The organism is Mesorhizobium sp. M0778 (assembly GCF_040320105.1).
Taxonomy (GTDB): Bacteria; Pseudomonadota; Alphaproteobacteria; order Rhizobiales; family Rhizobiaceae; genus Mesorhizobium.
The window spans coordinates 168,641-185,338 of sequence record NZ_JAMYPA010000009.1; the positions used below are offsets into that span (position 1 = coordinate 168,641).

Here is a 16,698-nt window from a genome sequence, read left to right on the forward strand (position 1 = left end):
TTTGGCCCTGTGAAAACCGGGTATGGTCGCCATTAGGAGTCGTCGGGCTTGGCCCGTGTGATTATATGGAGGCCAAACGAGCTGTCCCTCATGCGCTTTCCGCCTGCTTTCCTCGACGAGATCCGCGACCGCGTGCCGATTTCTTCGGTGATCGGCCAGCGCGTCGCGTGGGACAGGAAAAAGACAAACGCGCCGCGCGGTGATTATTGGGCGTGCTGTCCGTTCCATGGCGAGAAGAGCCCGTCCTTCCATTGCGAGGACAAGAAGGGCCGCTATCACTGTTTCGGCTGCTCGGTTTCGGGCGACCATTTCAAGTTCTTGACCGAACTCGACGGGATGAGCTTTCCCGAGGCCGTCGAGAAGATCGCCGACATGGCCGGCGTGCCGATGCCGGTTCGCGACGCCGATGAGGAACGGCGCGAAAAGGAACGCGCCAGCCTGACCGATGTCATGGAGATGGCGACGGTGTTCTTCCAGGAACGGCTGCAGGGACCGGAAGGCGCAAAGGCCCGCGCCTATCTGCGCGACCGGGGACTGACACCGGCGACGCAGCAGTCCTTCCGCCTCGGCTATGCGCCCGACAGCCGCAACGCGCTGAAGGAGCATCTTGCCGCCAAGGGCGTCCCCAAGGCCGACATCGAGGCGTGCGGGCTGGTGCGCCATGGCGACGACGTCCCGGTTTCCTACGATTGGTTCCGCGACCGCATTATGTTCCCGATCCCGGATTCCAGGGGCAAGATCATCGCCTTCGGCGGGCGGGCGCTAGCGCCGGATGCGCTGGCCAAATATATGAACTCGCCCGATACGGAGCTCTTCCACAAGGGCAACGTGCTCTACAATTTCGCTCGTGCACGCCAAGTGCTGGGAAAGGGGGCGCTGGGAAAGGGGGCGCTGGCCAAGGGCGGCACGGTCATTGCCGTCGAAGGCTACATGGATGTGATCGCGCTGGCGCAGGCCGGCTTCGAAAACGTGGTGGCGCCGCTCGGCACCGCATTGACTGAAAACCAGCTCGAACTTCTATGGCGCATGGCTGGCGAGCCGGTGCTGTGCTTCGACGGCGACCAGGCCGGGTTGAAGGCAGCGTGGCGCGCCGCCGACATGGCGCTGCCGGCGGTCCAGGCAGGCCGCTCCGTGCGCTTCGCCCTGCTGCCGGAGGGCAAGGATCCCGACGATCTGGTCAAGGGTGACGGGCCGGATGCGTTCCGCGCCGTGCTTTCCGAGGCACGGCCGCTGGCCGACCTCTTGTGGATGCGCGAGACCGCCCGCGGCATCTTCGACACGCCTGAACGGCGGGCGGAGCTCGAAAAGACGCTACGCGAACTGACCAGCCGCATCCGCGACGAGAGCCTTCGTTACCACTACCAACAGGAAATGCGCGAGCGCGTGCAGAGCTTCTTCGGTGCCCAGCGCGGACGCCAGGGACGTCAGGACGGACGGCCCGGTGAGCGCTTCCCGGGCAGGGTCTCAGCACCCGGCGGACAGTTTGCACGTGGCGGCAATGCCGGTGGGCGCACCGCGATCACCGAAAGCCTCGGCCGCTCGGCGCTGGTCAAACGCGGCGGCGAGGGCATGTCGGTGCGCGAGGCGACGATCATTGCGGCCCTCGTCAACCATCCCGTGCTGATCGACGAGAATTTCGCCCATGTCGAGTTCCTCGATCTCGCCAACTCCGATCTGAAGCGGCTGCATGCGGCGATCCTCGACGCCATGGCGCATGATATGGCCAATGACCGCGACGCGGTGATCGCGACGATCGAGCGGGCCGGCTGCGGCGAGATCTGGCAGCGTGCGGTGGCGCTGATCAAGCGTGCGCGGCAATGGCCGGCGCTGGAAACGGCAGCACTCGACGATGCTCGCGATGCGTTCAGCCAAGCTCTCCACTTGCAGCGCAGCGCGCGCACCTTACATAAGGAGCTGAAGCAGGCGGAAGCAGCGCTCGCCAGCGATCCCACGGACGAAAATTACCGGCACCTGGTCGAAATCCAGGCGCAATTTCGTGATGTGCAGGCAACGGAAGCGCTGATTGAAGGGTTTGGCGTATCGTCGGGCAGGGCTGGGCGCGTTTAGATCGAAGCCCCCAGAAGACTGAATGTAAGGACGTGCTTGCGCGTCGAATCAAGCGTGCGGCGCTCTAAGTCGGGTAATTGATTCGCTTTTTTCATGCGAATCATGCGAGAGGCGCTTGACCTTCCGGCAGAATGGCGGAATCAGGTCGATTCGAAACGTTAACCCGCCCCGGCATCGACGGGAATGCAGCGATGTAAGGTACTGATCACTGGACAGGCAGTCAGCTTGCCACAGATATCAGGGTTAATCTGGGCTTAACGAGAGATGCAGTTACTGGCCCGGTAAAGCGCGTTCTGGAAAGAGCGCATCCAATTTGACCGGACCGGCAGCTTACGCGGTTTTGATACTCAGCCGCTTGGAGAAAATAAAGACTATGGCGACAAAAGAAAAGGAAGAAGTCGAGACCGAACGCGAGGCCGCGACCGATGGCCCTCTGCTCGACCTTTCCGACGATGCTGTCAAGAAGATGATCAAGGCCGCCAAGAAGCGCGGCTATGTCACCATGGACGAGCTGAATTCGGTGCTGCCCTCGGAGGAAGTGACCTCCGAGCAGATCGAGGACACGATGGCCATGCTTTCCGACATGGGCATCAACGTGGTCGAGGACGACGAGCAGGGCGAGGAGCCCGAAGCCGCCGACACCGCCGCTGACGCCGAGGAAGACGCCAACGAGCTGGCCGAGCAGACCGGCACCGCCGTCGCCGCCACCACGACCAAGAAAGAGCCGACCGACCGCACCGACGATCCGGTCCGCATGTATCTGCGCGAGATGGGCTCAGTCGAGCTTCTGTCGCGCGAGGGCGAAATCGCGATCGCCAAACGCATCGAGGCCGGCCGCGAGACGATGATCGCGGGCCTGTGCGAAAGCCCGCTGACTTTCCAGGCCATCATCATCTGGCGTGACGAGCTCAACGAATCGAAGATCCTGCTGCGCGAGATCATCGACCTCGAGGCGACCTATGCCGGGCCGGAGGCCAAGCAGGCGCCGGTGGTCGAGCGTATCGAGGAAGCCAAGACCGAGGAAAAGCCGCGCCGTTCGCGCGAGGACGAGGACGACATTACCAATGTCGGCGGCGACACGCGTGGCCTGGTGGACGACGACGAGGAAGACGATGACGAGGCGAGCCTGTCGCTGGCGGCGATGGAAGCGGAACTGCGCCCGCAGGTGATGGAGACGCTCGACGTCATTGCCGACACCTACAAGAAACTGCGCAAGCTGCAGGACCAGCAGGTCGAGAACCGGCTGGCTGCCGCGGGCACGCTGTCGCCCAGCCAGGACCGCCGGCTGAAGGAATTGAAGGACCAGCTGATCAAGGCGGTGAAGTCGCTGTCCTTGAACACGGCGCGCATCGAGGCACTGGTCGAGCAGCTCTACGACATCAACAAGCGCCTGGTGCAGAACGAAGGCAAGCTGCTCAGGCTGGCCGAAAGCTATGGCGTGCGCCGCGAGGAATTCCTCAAGGAATATCAGGGCTCGGAGCTCGATCCCAACTGGACGCGCTCGATCGGCAATCTGACCTCGCGCGGCTGGAAGGAATTCACCAAGAACGAGAAGGACGCCATCCGCGACCTGCGCGCCGAGATCCAGAACCTCGCCACCGAGACGGCGATTTCGATCCAGGAATTTCGCAAGATCGTCAACCAGGTGCAGAAGGGCGAGCGCGAAGCCGCGATCGCCAAGAAGGAAATGGTCGAGGCCAATCTGCGCCTCGTCATCTCCATCGCCAAGAAATATACCAATCGCGGCCTGCAGTTCCTCGACCTGATCCAGGAAGGCAATATCGGCCTGATGAAGGCGGTCGACAAATTCGAATACCGCCGCGGCTACAAGTTCTCGACCTACGCGACATGGTGGATCCGGCAGGCGATCACCCGTTCGATCGCCGACCAGGCGCGCACCATCCGCATTCCGGTGCACATGATCGAAACGATCAACAAGATCGTACGCACCTCGCGTCAGATGCTGCATGAGATCGGCCGTGAGCCGACGCCGGAAGAACTGGCGGAAAAGCTCGCAATGCCGCTGGAAAAAGTGCGCAAGGTGCTGAAGATCGCCAAGGAGCCGATCTCGCTCGAAACGCCGGTCGGCGACGAGGAGGATTCGCATCTGGGCGACTTCATCGAGGACAAGATGGCGATCCTGCCGATCGACGCAGCGATCCAGGCCAATCTGCGCGAGACGACGACGCGCGTGCTGGCCTCACTGACGCCGCGCGAAGAGCGCGTGCTCAGAATGCGCTTCGGCATCGGCATGAACACCGACCACACGCTTGAAGAGGTCGGCCAGCAATTCTCGGTCACCCGCGAGCGCATCCGCCAGATCGAAGCCAAGGCGCTGCGCAAGCTCAAGCACCCGAGCCGGTCGCGCAAGCTCAGAAGCTTCCTCGACAGCTGAGGATTTTTAGGTGGGCGCGACCTACGGAACCGTCAGCATAAAGGGGCCAACGCAAGAAGCGTTGGTCAACTGGCTGAGGACGAAGACCATCGACGCCTTCGTCACAACCGAACAGAATGGTTGGACCACTTTCTCCGACCGTTACACAGACCAGCTCGACCCGCGCTGGATTGAATCCTTGCTTCAGAGCCTGACCCTCGATCTGACCTGCGTCGGCATCGCGATTACCGTCTATGATGAGGAACAGCTAAACCTCTGGGCGGCAAAGCACGGTGTTCTCCAATCGCGCTACAATTCCTGTCCGGGTATGGAGATGAGTGACCCTGACGATGCGGACATGCGTCCTCGGCTGGAAGACGCTCCCGCCTTGCTGGCTATGATCGGCAAGCAGGCCGCGCCTGACGATTTGCTTCAGATATTGGGAATAGATGGAGCGAAAGAGTACATGGCTCCGCTCGACCTCCATGAGGAACTCGCCGCCTATCTGGGACTTCCGGAAAATTCTGTTGGCCTTGGCCACAGATACATTCTGAAGGACAAAATCGATCTGTCAGAGCAGGGCTTGATCAGGACGGTCGATAGCTGACGTCGTGCTCGAGCATGCTCGGAACCGTCTTAGGAGCTGACACTCAAGAATGACTGAACGAGTCAGAGGGCGCCATCCGGCGCCTTTTTTATTTTATCGTCCGGCCGTTTGTTCTTGCGGTGCACCGGGTGTGGGAGGATAATTCCGCAACGGACGCATTCTCTGGGCGACAAACCCGGATGCCCGCCCCGGCGGTTGGACGCCGTGCTCCGTGGCACCGGAGGGAGGTGTGCCATGACAACTTACATCGTGCTGATCAACTGGACCGAGCAAGGCGCCAAAAATGTGCGCGAATCGCCGAAGCGGCTCGATGCCGCCAAGAAGCTGCTGGGAGACATGGGCGGGTCCTTCAAGGCATTTTATCTCACTATGGGGGATTGCGACATGGTGGCCGTGCTCGAAGCGCCCGACGATGCTGTCCTGGCTCGTTTCTCGCTGATGCTGGCGACGGGCGGAAACGTCAGGACGCGGACACTCAAGGCTTTCCCCGAGGATGCCTATCGCGAGATCATCACCTCGCTCGGCTGAGCCGCGGCGCCTGAAGCGCGTCGCGCTGAACGGCCCTTGCGACGCGCTTTAAGCTCTTCTTTTTATGCATGTCGTTATCGTAAAACCGCTGCGTACCCTTTGGGCGACCTGGATCAGCGAAGCCGGCCGTTCCGCCGGTATCGTGTCACGTTGCGGCGCAACGGCATTTCTCGGATAATCCGTGCGTGTCCTCTGGTGCCGTTTCGAAACATGGCCAAGCCTCTGCTGACAGTCTGGTACAATACGCGCTGTCCGGTCTGCGATGCCGGCATCAGCCGGCAGAAGCGGCGGCTGATCGAGGCGGTCAAGGCCGGGCGGATCGAATTTCGCGACATCAATGCCGAACCGACGGCGCTGGCCCGCTACGGCATCGGGCTGGAGGATATCCGGCGCCGGCTGCATGCGACCGACGCCGGTGGCAAATTGCTGGTCGGCGCCGATGTTGCCGTTGCGGCTTGGCTGATAACGCCGGGCGAGGGCTGGTTGGCGACGCTGTTCGGCAATCCCGCCACGCTGCCGTTGACGCGCTATGCCTATGATCGCTTCGCCGATCTGCTCTATGCCTGGAACCGCCGCAAAGGCCGTTGGTGATAGTGTCCGTTCACTTCGCACTGAAAGACCCGTAAGTTGCTTCGGGCCCTTGGCGCAGCCTGCTATCGAGCCACGGGCTCGCAAAGCCAGCCAACGATGCGGCGCACCGCCGGCAGCAACAGCAGCAGCGTCGGAAAGGCCACCATCCAGGACAGGCCCCAAGCCGTCAGCCAGGTGGCCGGCAGATCGGGCTGGAAGCCAAGGCTTTTCAGTGTCGAGATGAACGACACGATGAACGTCGTCAACAACGACAGCACCAGCGGGTCGAGCACGGCGGCATAGCGCACAGGCAGCCTGCTGCGCGGGGTTTTCATGGTCATTTGGATTTCCCTGAAGCATCCGGTTCGTCGCCTTGCACCCATTCGCCGGTATTGTCGGCGTAACTGCCCGGAACGACCGGGGTGGATGCGTTGCTTCACGTCAGACGCTTACGGAGCGGCCTTCGGCCCTCATGCACCGTCTAGCTGCCCTCGCTGGCGAACTCAATCCTGCTGGTGCCATTTTCAGATACATCGTAAGATATATCTTGACTCGGCCGTGGCGGGCACTTAGTTGAGATATATCGTAAGACATAACTCAAGGAGCAGACAATGCACAAAGACAATCATTTCAGCCATCATCGTTTCGGCGAACGCGCCGAGCGCGTCTTCATGCATATGGCCGGCAAGTTCGGCGGACGTGGCGGCGGCTTTGGCCCGTTCGGGCATGGCATGAGAGGCGGCGGACGCGGCGGGCCGGGCGACATGTTCCGCGCCGGCCGCATGCTGGCCGACGGCGATCTCAAGCTGATCACGCTGTCACTGCTGGCCGAGGCGCCGCGGCACGGCTACGACATCATCAAGGCGCTGGAGGAGCGCACCAGCGGCGTCTACAGCCCGAGCCCCGGCGTGGTCTATCCGACGCTGACCTTCCTGGAGGAGGCCGGCTACGCCGTTTCTGCGGCGGAAGGCAACAAGAAGGTGTTTTCAATCACCGAGGCTGGGCAGGCGCACCTCAACGAAAATCGCGAGATGATCGACCACGTGCTCGAACATCTCGAGCGCTTCGGCCGCAAGATGGCCAAGGCGCGCGACTGGTTCGGCTGGAACGATGACGGCGACGGTGGCCGGCGCGGCCGCGGCCGCTCGGAAAAGCGCGACGAGTTTCGCGCCGTGCGCCACCGGCTACGCGCCGCGCTCGGCGAGATCGTCGATGCGCCTGAAGCAAAGCAGGCCGAGGCAATCAGCATATTGGAAGCTGCCGCGGAAGCCCTGGAAGCACTGACGCGCGACTGACCTCTAACGGCAAGCCGCAGGCGGCCCTTGCCGGTCCAGCCAAGGACCGGTACTGAAAATCATCCTGCGTCGCGCTATGTGGTGCAGGATGATTGCCGTTGGAGGATACCCCATGTCTTTTCTGAAGCGTCTTTTCGGCGGAGGCAACGAAGCCGCCGAGCCAAAGACAGCGGCGCCTGTAAAGCAGATCGAGCACAAGGGATTTTTGATCAGCGCCACGCCCTACAAGGCGGAGGGCCAGTACCAGACCTGCGGCGTGGTTTCGAAAGAGATCGACGGCGTGATGAAGGAGCACAAATTCATCCGCGCCGACCGCTTTGCCGGGCTTGATGATGCCGTCGACATCTCGATCAAAAAGGGCATCCAGCTGGTCGACGAGCAGGGCGAAAAGATCTTCGGATAGATCGGCTACTACAGCCTTGGGTCGATTGGCTCGCTTTCCAACGCCAGCACGGCGAAGACACACTCGTGAACCCGGCGTAGCGGCTGCTTGGCGACAAATCGCGTTAGCGCTTCGTGGCCAAGCGCGAACTCCCGGAACGCCAGGCTGCGCTTGCCGGCCAGGCCGCGTTCTCGCAGGCGGATGAGATTGTCGGGTGCATCATATTCGGGACCATAGATGATGCGCAAATATTCCGGGCCGCGGACCTTCAGCGCCGGCTGGATGAGCCCCTTCTCGCCACGGCTGACGAAGTCGCGTGGTTTGACCACCATGCCTTCGCCGCCTGAGCCGGTCAGTGCTTCCCACCAGGCGACGGCCTCGGCACACGCGCTGCCGTCGGCGAGGTCAACCATACGCCATCGAGTCGGCGTGACCACGCCGCCACGGGCAGCCAGACGGTCCGCGAGCGACATGTGCCAGACATGGTCCTGGTCAAACCAAACACGTCCCTCGCTGGCCAGCAGGTGGAAAGGCGCGGCCTTAAGGTCCTCGACGCCCGAAACTGGCCATACGTAGGGCGCCCAGGCGGTGGCGTATTTGGCTGCGCGGACGGCCCGGTCTTCAAGGCGTGCGTTCAGGCCGGCTGCATCGACGCCGCGCGCCATCGCACGGGCCAGCGCCTCGTTGCTGGCCTTGAAACCGGCGGCAGAGGATATCGCCACAGGCGCATACTGGCTTTCGATCAGACTGCCGGCCTTGGCGGACCAAGGCATTATCTCGGCGTCCAGCAGCAGCCAGTCGCTGTTCAATTCCTTCCACAGATCCGCCGCGTCGACCTCGGTGCGAAGACGGGCGAGCAGGTCCTCCGTCATGGCACTGTCATTGAAAAAGGAGCGTCCGGTGCGGGTCCAGATTGCGCCGGTTTCGTCGCCAGGGACCCCGAAGCGGCTGCGTGCCGCCTGCGCGTTCCGGCAGAGCGCGATCACTGCCCGCGAACCCATGTGCTTTTCCTCGCACACGACCTGGGCGACGTCGCGTTCGCGGAAATAAGCGAAGGCATCTTCCGGACGTTCCAGCCAGCCGTGTTGGCTGCTGGTCTCGGACGGCGACATGGTCGGCGGCAGATAGATCAGCCATTGCGGCGACAGCGCGAAGCGGCTCATCACTTCCAGTGCCGCCGAGGCGTTCTCCTCGGCCACCACAATCCGGCCCCTCAGCCCGGTCTCGATCCAGCGGCGACCGGAGACATCCTGGTAATCGAGCACGCCGTCGGCGTCGGCCTGTGCCGATTTGCCCAGACAGGACCCGCCCAGCGGACGTATCGGCTCCGACCATGTCTGGATTGCCGGCACCTCTACCAGTTCGCGTTCCGGCCAGCGTAAGGCCGTCAGCTTGCCGCCGAACACGCATCCAGTGTCGATACACAGGGTGTTGTTGACCCACTCGGCCGACAGCGTTGGCGTATGTCCATAAATTACGGCTGTCTTGCCACGGTAGGCTGCGGCCCAGTCCGCGCGGACGGGCAGCCCGAACTCGTCAGTCTCGCCTGTGGTCTCGCCGTACAGAGCGAACTCGCGCACGGCGCCGGAGCCGCGTCCGATCATTTCCTCCTTGAGACCGGCGTGGGCGACGGCGAGGTGTCCGCCGTCCAGCCAGACGTGGCTGCGCAGGCCGTCGAGAAAGGCCGGCAGCGCCTCTCGCAGGCCGCGGTCCTGCGTGTTCAACTGGTCTATCGTCTGCTCGAGGCCGTGGGCGACCGTGACCTTGCGACCTTCCAGCCAGCGGCCGAGTTTGCGTTCATGGTTGCCCTGGACACAATAGGCGGTCCCGGCCGCGACCATGCTCATGGCGATGCGCAGTACGTCGGGCGAGTTGGGGCCGCGATCGACGAGGTCGCCGACAAAGACGATCTTGCGGCCCTGCGGCGGGATCACAGTGGCCGTTCGGTCGCCCTGATGTTCAGACCAGGCGACGCTGTAGCCCAGTCGAGCGAGCAGCATCTGAAGTTCATCCGAACAGCCGTGGATGTCGCCAATGATATCGAACGGGCCGTGGTCGTCGCGCTTGTCGGTCCATAGCGGCTGCCGCGACACCTCGGCCGCGTCGATGCTGGCCTCGCTGGTAAGCGTCCAGACCTGGCGGAAGCCCTCGCGTTGCAGGCCGCCAAGACCCTTGCGGATCTCGGTTGTCATGCGCTGGGCGACCCCGGCGCCGACCGGCCGGTCGGCTCGCACCGCATTGCGTGCGACGCACACCTCGACGCCTGGATCGAGGACCACGGCGACGGGCAAAGCGTGCCACTTGCGCGCCAGCTCAATCCAGGCCTTGCGGTCGGCGGCTCGCACGTTGGTGGCGTCGATGACGGCCAGCCTGCGGTGTTTAAGCCGCTTGCCGGCTATTTCGCGCACCAGATCGAAGGCATCTGCAGAGACGTCCTGGTCAGTCTCATCGTCGGAGACCAGCGCCCGGCACTGATCCGAGGAGATGATCTCGGTCGGCAGAAAATGCCTGGCCGCGAAAGTCGACTTGCCCGATCCGGTCGAGCCGATCAGCACGACGAGGGCAAAGTCAGGAATGGCGAGATCGGTCTTGTCCAGTTCTCTCATCGGGTGAACACCGCCATCTGCGTGGGCGCGCCGAGGGTAGAATCCTGGGCTCCGATACCGCTGAAGGTGGCTGCATAGCCATAGATCTCACCGATTTTGGCCGCCCAGGTTTCGAACTGAGCCCGGCTCCATTCGAAACGGTGATCGGGATGGCGAAATGCGCCAGGGGCCAATCTGGGAAACAGAGCGTTGTAGTCCGCGTTCGGAGTGGTCACGATGACGGATTTAGGCGCCGTCTCGCCGAAAACGATGCGTTCGACCAGGGGCAGCCTGTCCTCGTCGAGATGCTCGATGACCTCGACCAGCACGGCGACGTCGGCTGCCGCCCAGCGGCCGTCCCGGTATGTCAGAGATCCGTGCAGCAGCGTAACCCGGCCCTCCGGCGGCCCGCCAAACTCGTTCAGCTTGAGACGCTTTGCAGCCCATTCCAGTTCGCGTGCCGCTGGATCCAACCCGAACAGCTTATGGACCCATCGCTCGCGCACGAGCCGATAAAGTAGCTTGCCTTCGCCGCATCCCAGGTCCGCAACCGTGGTTGCACCCGTTGCCTGGATGGCTCGGACAACAGCTTCCATGCGCAGATCGTTGAGCCGGATCGGCGTCTCCAGCGCTTCCTCAGGTGTGACACGCAGTTCGGGCGGCAAAGTCTCCCTGGCCGTTTCAGGAACCAGTCGTTCCAGAGCGATGCGGGCCAAGGCACCGCGGTTGCGCAAGTATCGGCGAACTATCAGGTCCTTGGCGGGATGTTTTTCCAGCCAGCCCTCTCCCTTGGACAGCAGCTTGTCGACCTCTGCTTCGCCGACCCAATAATGCTTGGCATCGTCCATCACCGGGATCAGTACGTAGAGGTGGTTCAACAAGGCGCTGAGCCGGCCCGTGCCGGTCAGCTTCAGATGGCCGTACCGGGACTCGCCTGCACCAGACCCGATTCCCTCGATTGGCGTCAGATCGACTGTCCAGCCCAAGGGTTCGAACAGGCTTCGAACCAGAGCCTCACCGCCGCGCATCGGCAGTGGAGTCACGACTGCCTCCAGCGGCAGTTCGCCGCTAGCCAGTTCCTGGCGCTCCTTTGACATTCCGGTCATCGCCGTCCGCAGCATTTTGTTTAGCGCCACGGACAGGAAAGACGATGCCGCGTAAGGCCGGTCGTTCACATATTGGTCCAGCAAGCCTTCCGCCCGCCCCTTGCCGCGCACTAGCCCTATCGGGTCGACATCGAGCAGGAGTGCTGCCTCGCAACGCTCTTCGGTCGCTTCGGGATAGAATAGCCACCCTTTGCCAAAGGAGAGGTCGGTCTCGTGCAAACGATCGGGATGCTTGTGCAGCAGGAAACCGAGATCGGTGGCCGGACGGTGCGTTGTGGCAACGGACAGGAACATCCGCGACCGATAGCGCAGACAAGCGGAATAACCAATGGCAGTTGTTGGCCCACCACAATAGGTTGTCGCCAACGACAGCAAGGGCAGGCACCGAGCGCCTGCCCTTGTTCAATTCAAACGATGCTGGCTTTACGCCGCGGCGGCGACGCGCTCGGCGCTTCCGGTCGCGGCCACAATGGCGTCGACCTTGGTCGAGGCCTTGGCCAGCGCTGCTGCTACCGCATCGGCGCCCATGCCGACTCCTTCGATGCGGATGACCTCGACATCGGTCATGCCGAGAAAGCCGAGCACGCTGCGCAGGTAGGGAATGGCGTGATCGAACTGCACGGCTGCACCTTCGGAATAGATACCGCCCGAAGCCAGCACGATATAGACCTTCTTGCCGGTGACGAGGCCTTTCGGGCCAGCATCGCTATAAGCAAAGGTTTTGCCGGAGCGGGCGACGTGGTCGACCCAGGATTTCAGCGTCGACGAGATGTTGAAGTTGATGAAGCCGGTGGCGAGAATGACGGTGTCGGCCGCAAACAGCTCGTCCAGTACAGTATCGGAAACGCCGACGACCTCAGCCTGGCGCCGGGTGCGCGCTTCGGCCGGCGTATAGATGCCGGTCGAATAGTCGGGGTCGATATGCGGCAGCGGGTTGGCGACGAGGTCGCGGGCGACAAGCTTGGCCGAAGGATCGGCGGCAAGCAGTTTGTCGGCGAGTTCGTTGGCGACGCGGGTCGAGTGCGAGGCGGCGCCGCGTGGGCTGGATGTGACAAGAAGGATGGACATGGTGACTCTCCAGGGTTGGATTAAAATCTCCCGGCAAATATGTGTGCGCAGACCCATTTGAAAAACTGGTATATTTTGTATATGATCCATCTAAATTGTGGATTGAAAGATGCAGCCCAACCCGACGCTTGACCAACTGCAGATCCTGGTTGCGGTGGCCGACACCGGTTCCTTCTCGGCTGCCGGCCGTAAGCTCAACCGCGCGCAGTCGGTCATCAGCTACGCCATTGCCAACCTCGAAGCGCAGCTTGGGCTGAAGCTGTTTGAGCGTGAGGGCACGCGTGAGCCGCAACTGACCGATGTCGGCAAGGCGACGCTGGAAGATGCGCGGCGCATGGTCGGCGTGCTGCAACGCATCCGCTCGCGTATCGACGGATATCGGCAGGGATTGGAGGCGGAAGTTGCGCTGTCGGTCGACGTGACGCTACCGTCGCCGGTGCTGGTTCGGGTGCTAAAGGCATTCGAGGTGCAGTTTCCGGCCGTGACACTGCGTCTGCATATCGGCTCGCTTGGCCTTATCCTCGATCATGTTGTCGGCGGACAGGCCGATCTCGGCATCGGAGGGCTTCTGGGCGAGGCGGACGTGAATCTGCTGCGCATCGGTTTCTTCTCCCTGGTGCCGGCCGCAGCGCCTGATCACCCGCTGGCGCTGCTGCCCAGACCAGTGGCGCTGGAGGATGTCCGCGAACACATCCAACTGGTCGTCTCGGACCAGTCCGAGCGTACGCGCGGGCGCGACTATGGCGTCTTCGCCTACCGCACTTGGCGGCTGACGGATGTGCGCACCAAGCACGTGCTGATGCGCGAGGGGCTGGGCTGGGGCGGGCTGCCGCGATGGCTGATTGCCGATGATCTGGCGAACGGCCGGCTCGTCGAACTCGATCTCGAGCCTTACAGCGAAGTCCGCTCGCCGCTTTATGCCATGCACCGCGCCGATCGCAGCCCGAAACCGGCGGCCGCCTGGCTGATCGATCAGTTCAAGCGCCAGCTTGGTTGTTTCAACGAATTCGAGCCGGGTGAGGTGCCTAAGGAGGAGCCGGAGACAGACCGTCGATCAGCGCGATGAGAACGGCGCGATAGTCTTCGATCGATGCTCCAGCTTCAATGGCGAGCGCTGCGCGGTCGAAGGCAGCGGCGAGCAAAGCGGTCAGTGCTTCCACAGGCAATCTCGTCATAGAGTGCGAGCGCATCGCGGCAACAAGGCCCTCACGCAGCGAACGGTTGCCATGGCGATTGTCGATCGCATCCATGGCGGCGCGGCCGAGCACGGCGGGGCCATCAAGCAGCAAGAGCCGAGTTCGGCCGGGGGCGCGCATGGCAGCCAGATAGGCATCCGAGCCGGCAATCAGCGCATCGCGGGCAAATAGCGAAGGCGGCGACGCGCGTTCGATCTCTTCCGCCACGGCTTGCGCCTCCTGTTCGACCACAGCGGCAAACAGCGCCTGCTTGTCTGCAAAGTGATGATAAAGCGCGCCGCGCGTTACGCCGGCAGCGGCGACGATCTCGGGTGTGCTGGTCTCGGCATAGGATTTTTCGGTGAACAGTTTTCGCGCCGCGGCGATGAGCTCGGCGCGTGTCGCTTCGGTGCGATCACGGTTGGAGCGGCGAGCGGATCGCTGTTGCATACATTCAGCCTGTATGTTAGTTACATTTACATGCAGATTGTATGTTGTTCGCCGGGAGAAGGAAAGATGAGGACGACGAGCTATTATCCGGTGCTGATGACGGGCGATGTTGCCGGCACTGCAGCCTTTTATGTCGCGCATTTCGGCTTCAAGCCGCTGTTCGAGGCCGACTGGTACATCCATCTGCGCTCAGCCGAAGATCGCCGCGTCAACCTCGGCATCGTCCAGGGCGATCATGAGACGATCCCGGAGGAGGGGCGGGGCCGCGCGTCTGGCGTGCTGATCAATTTCGAGGTCAGGGACCCGGATGCCGTCTATGAGCGGATCACCGCCGCCGGCCTGCCGATCCTGCTAACGCTGCGCGACGAACCCTTCGGCCAGCGCCATTTCATCACCAAGGATCCCAACGGCGTGCTGATCGACGTGATCAGGCCGATCCCGCCGAGCCCGGAATTCCTGGCGCAATATGCGCAGGTGCTGCAGCGAGCTAGCTTGCCCTCGCCAACGGCATCACCGTGACCTGGGCAATGCCGGAGCGGCGCACCACCGTGCACAGTGTCTCGCGGCCGATGCGCTCGGCGTCGAGCATGCGCACAAGATCGTCGACGCCGGTGACCGGGCGGCCGTCGATGGCGGCAATAATGTCGCCTTCCCTGAGGCCGGCCTTGTCCGCCGGGCTGTTCTTCTCGACGCTGCGCAGGCGCACCGCCGTGCTGCTCGACACTTGCGACAAGAGTGCTGCGCGGCGCGGCAGGTTGGTGGTGTCGGCGGAAACGCCGATGAAGGCGCGGCGCACGCGGCCGAAGCGGATGATCTCCGAGATGACGAAATTGGCGGTGTTGGAGGCAACCGCGAACGCGATGCCTTGCGCTCCGTGGATCATCGCGGTGTTGACGCCGATCACCTCGCCGGCCGAGGACACCAGCGGTCCGCCGGAATTGCCGGGGTTGAGCGCGGCGTCAGTCTGGATGACGTCGTCGATCAGCCGGCCGGTGGAGGCACGCATCGAGCGGCCGAGCGCCGAGACGACGCCGGTGGTGACGGTCCATTCGAAGCCGAGCGGGTTGCCGATGGCAATTGCAATCTGGCCGCGCCTCAAACGCTTGGAATCGCCAAGCGGCGCAACGTCGGCAAAGTTGCCGTCGGCGCGCACCAGCGCAATGTCGGTGTCGGGGTCGCGGCCGAGCACGCGGCCTTCCCTGGAGGCGCCGTCCGGCATCGACACGCGCACACTGCGCGCATCGCCGACGACGTGGAAGTTGGTGACGACCAGCCCGTCCGGCGTGATGACGAAGCCTGAGCCATGGCCGCCCGGGCCACCGACACGCTCGATGCGGCAGACGGCGGGCCCGATGCGGTCGACGGCATCGGCGACCGTCGCCGAATAGGCATCGAGAAGGGCATCGTCATATTGCAATTGCTGGGCGGGCAGGGCCATCTGCGGGGCTCCGTAGCTTTTGGAACAAGATGAACAATGCCTATATGTGCGGAGCGGCCGGACCGGCCGCGACCTGACCAGATGGCCAGTCAAACGCCCAACTAGCCGTCAGGCGAGTATCCGCCAACGCCCTGCCGGGCGATATCTGGGTCACGAGGAACCCAGGAGACAAATCATGAGCGATTTCAATCTGAGCACATTTTCCGACGCCATTGCCGACATCGCCGCAGCCGCGGCTCCAGCGACGGCCAGCTTCGCGACGCACCACCACCGCACGTCTACCGCTTTCCACTGGCAGGACGGCTATTTCGTCACTGCCGAGGAGGCGGTCGAGGCCGGCGAGGAGATCGAGCTGACGTTTCCTTCGGGCGAAACCGTCAAGGCCGAGCTGGTCGGCCGCGACCCGTCCACCGGCACGGCCGTTTTGAAACCCACCGGCGCACCAAGCGTGCCGTCCCTGGTGAAGGCGGATGCAGTGCGGCCGGGCAATCTGGCGATCGTCGCGGGCAATAGCGACGGCACCTCGCTCGCTACCTTCGGCACGGTCGGCGAGGTCGGCCCGGCCTGGCGTTCAATGCGCGGCGGCACGATCGACCGGCGCATCAACCTTGCCGTCAATGCCGGCGGCCGTTTCGAGGGCGGCCCTGTGCTCGACGCCAAGGGCGGACTGATCGGCATGCTGCTGTTCGGGCCACGCCGGCGGGCGCTGGTCATGCCTTACGAAACGATCGAGCGGGCAGTCACGACGCTGCGCGAGAAGGGTCATGTGGCGAGGGGCTATCTTGGTGCCGGCCTGCATCCGGTCCGCAATGGTGATACACAGGGCGCCATGGTGATGAGCCTTGACGATAGCGGCCCGGCGAAAGCCGCCGGTCTCAGTCTCGGCGACATCATCGTATCGTGGAACGCAGAGACGGTGCATGGCCCGCGCGAGCTGATCCGCAAGCTCGGGCCGGACAGCGCCGGTGCCTTGGTGACACTCGGCGTGGTGCGCGGCGGCGAGAACCGTGAGGTCTCACTGACCATCGGTGAAAAACCACTGAGCTGAGGGAT

16 protein-coding genes are annotated in these 16,698 nt (G+C 63.1%); 10 read left to right on the top strand and 6 right to left on the bottom strand.

The window, feature by feature from the left end; all coding sequences use genetic code 11:
• The first annotated feature begins 90 nt into the window (after window positions 1–90).
• The 5 genes from dnaG (at window position 91) to NKI22_RS15465 (ending at window position 6,167) form a co-directional block, all read left to right on the top strand.
• Window positions 91–2,067, top strand: coding sequence for a DNA primase (dnaG, locus tag NKI22_RS15445; protein WP_352850680.1), 1,977 nt, complete (start codon window positions 91–93; stop codon window positions 2,065–2,067).
• Between the two features lie 373 nt (window positions 2,068–2,440).
• Entirely contained in the window at window positions 2,441–4,462 is a 2,022-nt protein-coding gene (rpoD, locus tag NKI22_RS15450) for an RNA polymerase sigma factor RpoD (protein WP_023719339.1), read from the top strand.
• A gap of 10 nt (window positions 4,463–4,472) precedes the next feature.
• A complete protein-coding gene (locus tag NKI22_RS15455; protein ID WP_352815511.1) occupies window positions 4,473–5,048 on the top strand; it encodes a hypothetical protein in 576 nt (191 codons plus the stop codon).
• 234 nt (window positions 5,049–5,282) lie between these two features.
• Window positions 5,283–5,576 carry a GYD domain-containing protein gene (locus NKI22_RS15460; protein WP_292658752.1) on the top strand — a complete coding sequence of 98 codons (294 nt, stop codon included), beginning with the start codon at window positions 5,283–5,285 and terminating at the stop codon, window positions 5,574–5,576.
• A gap of 210 nt (window positions 5,577–5,786) precedes the next feature.
• Window positions 5,787–6,167 (top strand): thiol-disulfide oxidoreductase DCC family protein, encoded by a 381-nt coding sequence (locus NKI22_RS15465; protein WP_352494943.1) that lies wholly within the window; start codon window positions 5,787–5,789, stop codon window positions 6,165–6,167.
• Between the two features lie 62 nt (window positions 6,168–6,229).
• Here NKI22_RS15465 and NKI22_RS15470 read toward each other — a convergent pair whose 3' ends face one another.
• Window positions 6,230–6,487, bottom strand: coding sequence for a DUF2798 domain-containing protein (locus NKI22_RS15470; RefSeq protein WP_352815512.1), 258 nt, complete (start codon window positions 6,485–6,487; stop codon window positions 6,230–6,232).
• A 270-nt stretch (window positions 6,488–6,757) separates the two neighbouring features.
• Between NKI22_RS15470 and NKI22_RS15475 the strand changes: the two genes are divergently transcribed.
• Both NKI22_RS15475 and NKI22_RS15480 read left to right on the top strand, forming a co-directional pair.
• The gene (locus tag NKI22_RS15475; protein WP_352491496.1) at window positions 6,758–7,441 is read left to right on the top strand and encodes a PadR family transcriptional regulator; all 684 of its coding nucleotides are present in this window, start codon (window positions 6,758–6,760) and stop codon (window positions 7,439–7,441) included.
• Window positions 7,442–7,553: 112 nt separating this feature from the next.
• On the top strand, window positions 7,554–7,844 hold the full coding sequence (locus tag NKI22_RS15480; protein ID WP_023719334.1) for an HlyU family transcriptional regulator: 291 nt from the start codon (window positions 7,554–7,556) through the stop codon (window positions 7,842–7,844).
• An 8-nt stretch (window positions 7,845–7,852) separates the two neighbouring features.
• On the opposite strand, the gene NKI22_RS15485 is transcribed toward NKI22_RS15480, so the two are convergent.
• From NKI22_RS15485 to NKI22_RS15495, 3 genes are read right to left on the bottom strand one after another with little or no spacing between them, the layout of a single operon-like run.
• Window positions 7,853–10,429 carry a polynucleotide kinase-phosphatase gene (locus NKI22_RS15485; protein WP_352937877.1) on the bottom strand — a complete coding sequence of 859 codons (2,577 nt, stop codon included), beginning with the start codon at window positions 10,427–10,429 and terminating at the stop codon, window positions 7,853–7,855.
• Complete coding sequence (locus tag NKI22_RS15490) at window positions 10,426–11,889, bottom strand: 3' terminal RNA ribose 2'-O-methyltransferase Hen1 (protein WP_352639935.1); 1,464 nt, start codon at window positions 11,887–11,889, stop codon at window positions 10,426–10,428. The genes NKI22_RS15485 and NKI22_RS15490 overlap by 4 nt, the downstream gene beginning before the upstream one ends.
• Window positions 11,890–11,937: 48 nt before the next feature.
• Complete coding sequence (locus NKI22_RS15495; RefSeq protein WP_352815516.1) at window positions 11,938–12,582, bottom strand: FMN-dependent NADH-azoreductase; 645 nt, start codon at window positions 12,580–12,582, stop codon at window positions 11,938–11,940.
• A gap of 109 nt (window positions 12,583–12,691) precedes the next feature.
• On the opposite strand from NKI22_RS15495, the gene NKI22_RS15500 reads away from it, so the two are divergent.
• The gene (locus tag NKI22_RS15500) at window positions 12,692–13,648 is read left to right on the top strand and encodes a LysR family transcriptional regulator (protein ID WP_352639934.1); all 957 of its coding nucleotides are present in this window, start codon (window positions 12,692–12,694) and stop codon (window positions 13,646–13,648) included.
• On the opposite strand, the gene NKI22_RS15505 is transcribed toward NKI22_RS15500, so the two are convergent.
• Complete coding sequence (locus tag NKI22_RS15505; protein WP_023719331.1) at window positions 13,608–14,207, bottom strand: TetR/AcrR family transcriptional regulator; 600 nt, start codon at window positions 14,205–14,207, stop codon at window positions 13,608–13,610. The genes NKI22_RS15500 and NKI22_RS15505 overlap by 41 nt on opposite strands.
• Window positions 14,208–14,273: 66 nt before the next feature.
• Between NKI22_RS15505 and NKI22_RS15510 the strand changes: the two genes are divergently transcribed.
• Window positions 14,274–14,726: a VOC family protein gene (locus tag NKI22_RS15510; protein ID WP_352639933.1), complete on the top strand. Its 453-nt coding sequence runs from the start codon at window positions 14,274–14,276 to the stop codon at window positions 14,724–14,726.
• Here the strand turns inward: NKI22_RS15510 and NKI22_RS15515 are convergent.
• Entirely contained in the window at window positions 14,695–15,645 is a 951-nt protein-coding gene (locus NKI22_RS15515) for a S1C family serine protease (protein WP_352639932.1), read from the bottom strand. The genes NKI22_RS15510 and NKI22_RS15515 overlap by 32 nt on opposite strands.
• Window positions 15,646–15,820: 175 nt before the next feature.
• Between NKI22_RS15515 and NKI22_RS15520 the strand changes: the two genes are divergently transcribed.
• Window positions 15,821–16,693, top strand: a complete 873-nt coding sequence (locus tag NKI22_RS15520) for a S1C family serine protease (RefSeq protein ID WP_023719328.1) — start codon at window positions 15,821–15,823, stop codon at window positions 16,691–16,693.
• Window positions 16,694–16,698: the final 5 nt, after the last annotated feature.

What these genes read in the sequence shown, in the direction of transcription:
- NKI22_RS15485 (WP_352937877.1), bottom strand. Translation starts at nt 10,429, where the DNA reads ATGAGAGAACTGGACAAGACCGATCTCGCCATTCCTGACTTTGCCCTC.
- NKI22_RS15465 (WP_352494943.1), top strand. Translation starts at nt 5,787, where the DNA reads ATGGCCAAGCCTCTGCTGACAGTCTGGTACAATACGCGCTGTCCGGTC.
- dnaG (WP_352850680.1), top strand. Translation starts at nt 91, where the DNA reads ATGCGCTTTCCGCCTGCTTTCCTCGACGAGATCCGCGACCGCGTGCCG.
- NKI22_RS15520 (WP_023719328.1), top strand. Translation starts at nt 15,821, where the DNA reads ATGAGCGATTTCAATCTGAGCACATTTTCCGACGCCATTGCCGACATC.
- NKI22_RS15475 (WP_352491496.1), top strand. Translation starts at nt 6,758, where the DNA reads ATGCACAAAGACAATCATTTCAGCCATCATCGTTTCGGCGAACGCGCC.
- NKI22_RS15480 (WP_023719334.1), top strand. Translation starts at nt 7,554, where the DNA reads ATGTCTTTTCTGAAGCGTCTTTTCGGCGGAGGCAACGAAGCCGCCGAG.
- rpoD (WP_023719339.1), top strand. Translation starts at nt 2,441, where the DNA reads ATGGCGACAAAAGAAAAGGAAGAAGTCGAGACCGAACGCGAGGCCGCG.
- NKI22_RS15500 (WP_352639934.1), top strand. Translation starts at nt 12,692, where the DNA reads ATGCAGCCCAACCCGACGCTTGACCAACTGCAGATCCTGGTTGCGGTG.
- NKI22_RS15510 (WP_352639933.1), top strand. Translation starts at nt 14,274, where the DNA reads ATGAGGACGACGAGCTATTATCCGGTGCTGATGACGGGCGATGTTGCC.
- NKI22_RS15505 (WP_023719331.1), bottom strand. Translation starts at nt 14,207, where the DNA reads ATGCAACAGCGATCCGCTCGCCGCTCCAACCGTGATCGCACCGAAGCG.
- NKI22_RS15495 (WP_352815516.1), bottom strand. Translation starts at nt 12,582, where the DNA reads ATGTCCATCCTTCTTGTCACATCCAGCCCACGCGGCGCCGCCTCGCAC.
- NKI22_RS15515 (WP_352639932.1), bottom strand. Translation starts at nt 15,645, where the DNA reads ATGGCCCTGCCCGCCCAGCAATTGCAATATGACGATGCCCTTCTCGAT.
- NKI22_RS15460 (WP_292658752.1), top strand. Translation starts at nt 5,283, where the DNA reads ATGACAACTTACATCGTGCTGATCAACTGGACCGAGCAAGGCGCCAAA.
- NKI22_RS15470 (WP_352815512.1), bottom strand. Translation starts at nt 6,487, where the DNA reads ATGACCATGAAAACCCCGCGCAGCAGGCTGCCTGTGCGCTATGCCGCC.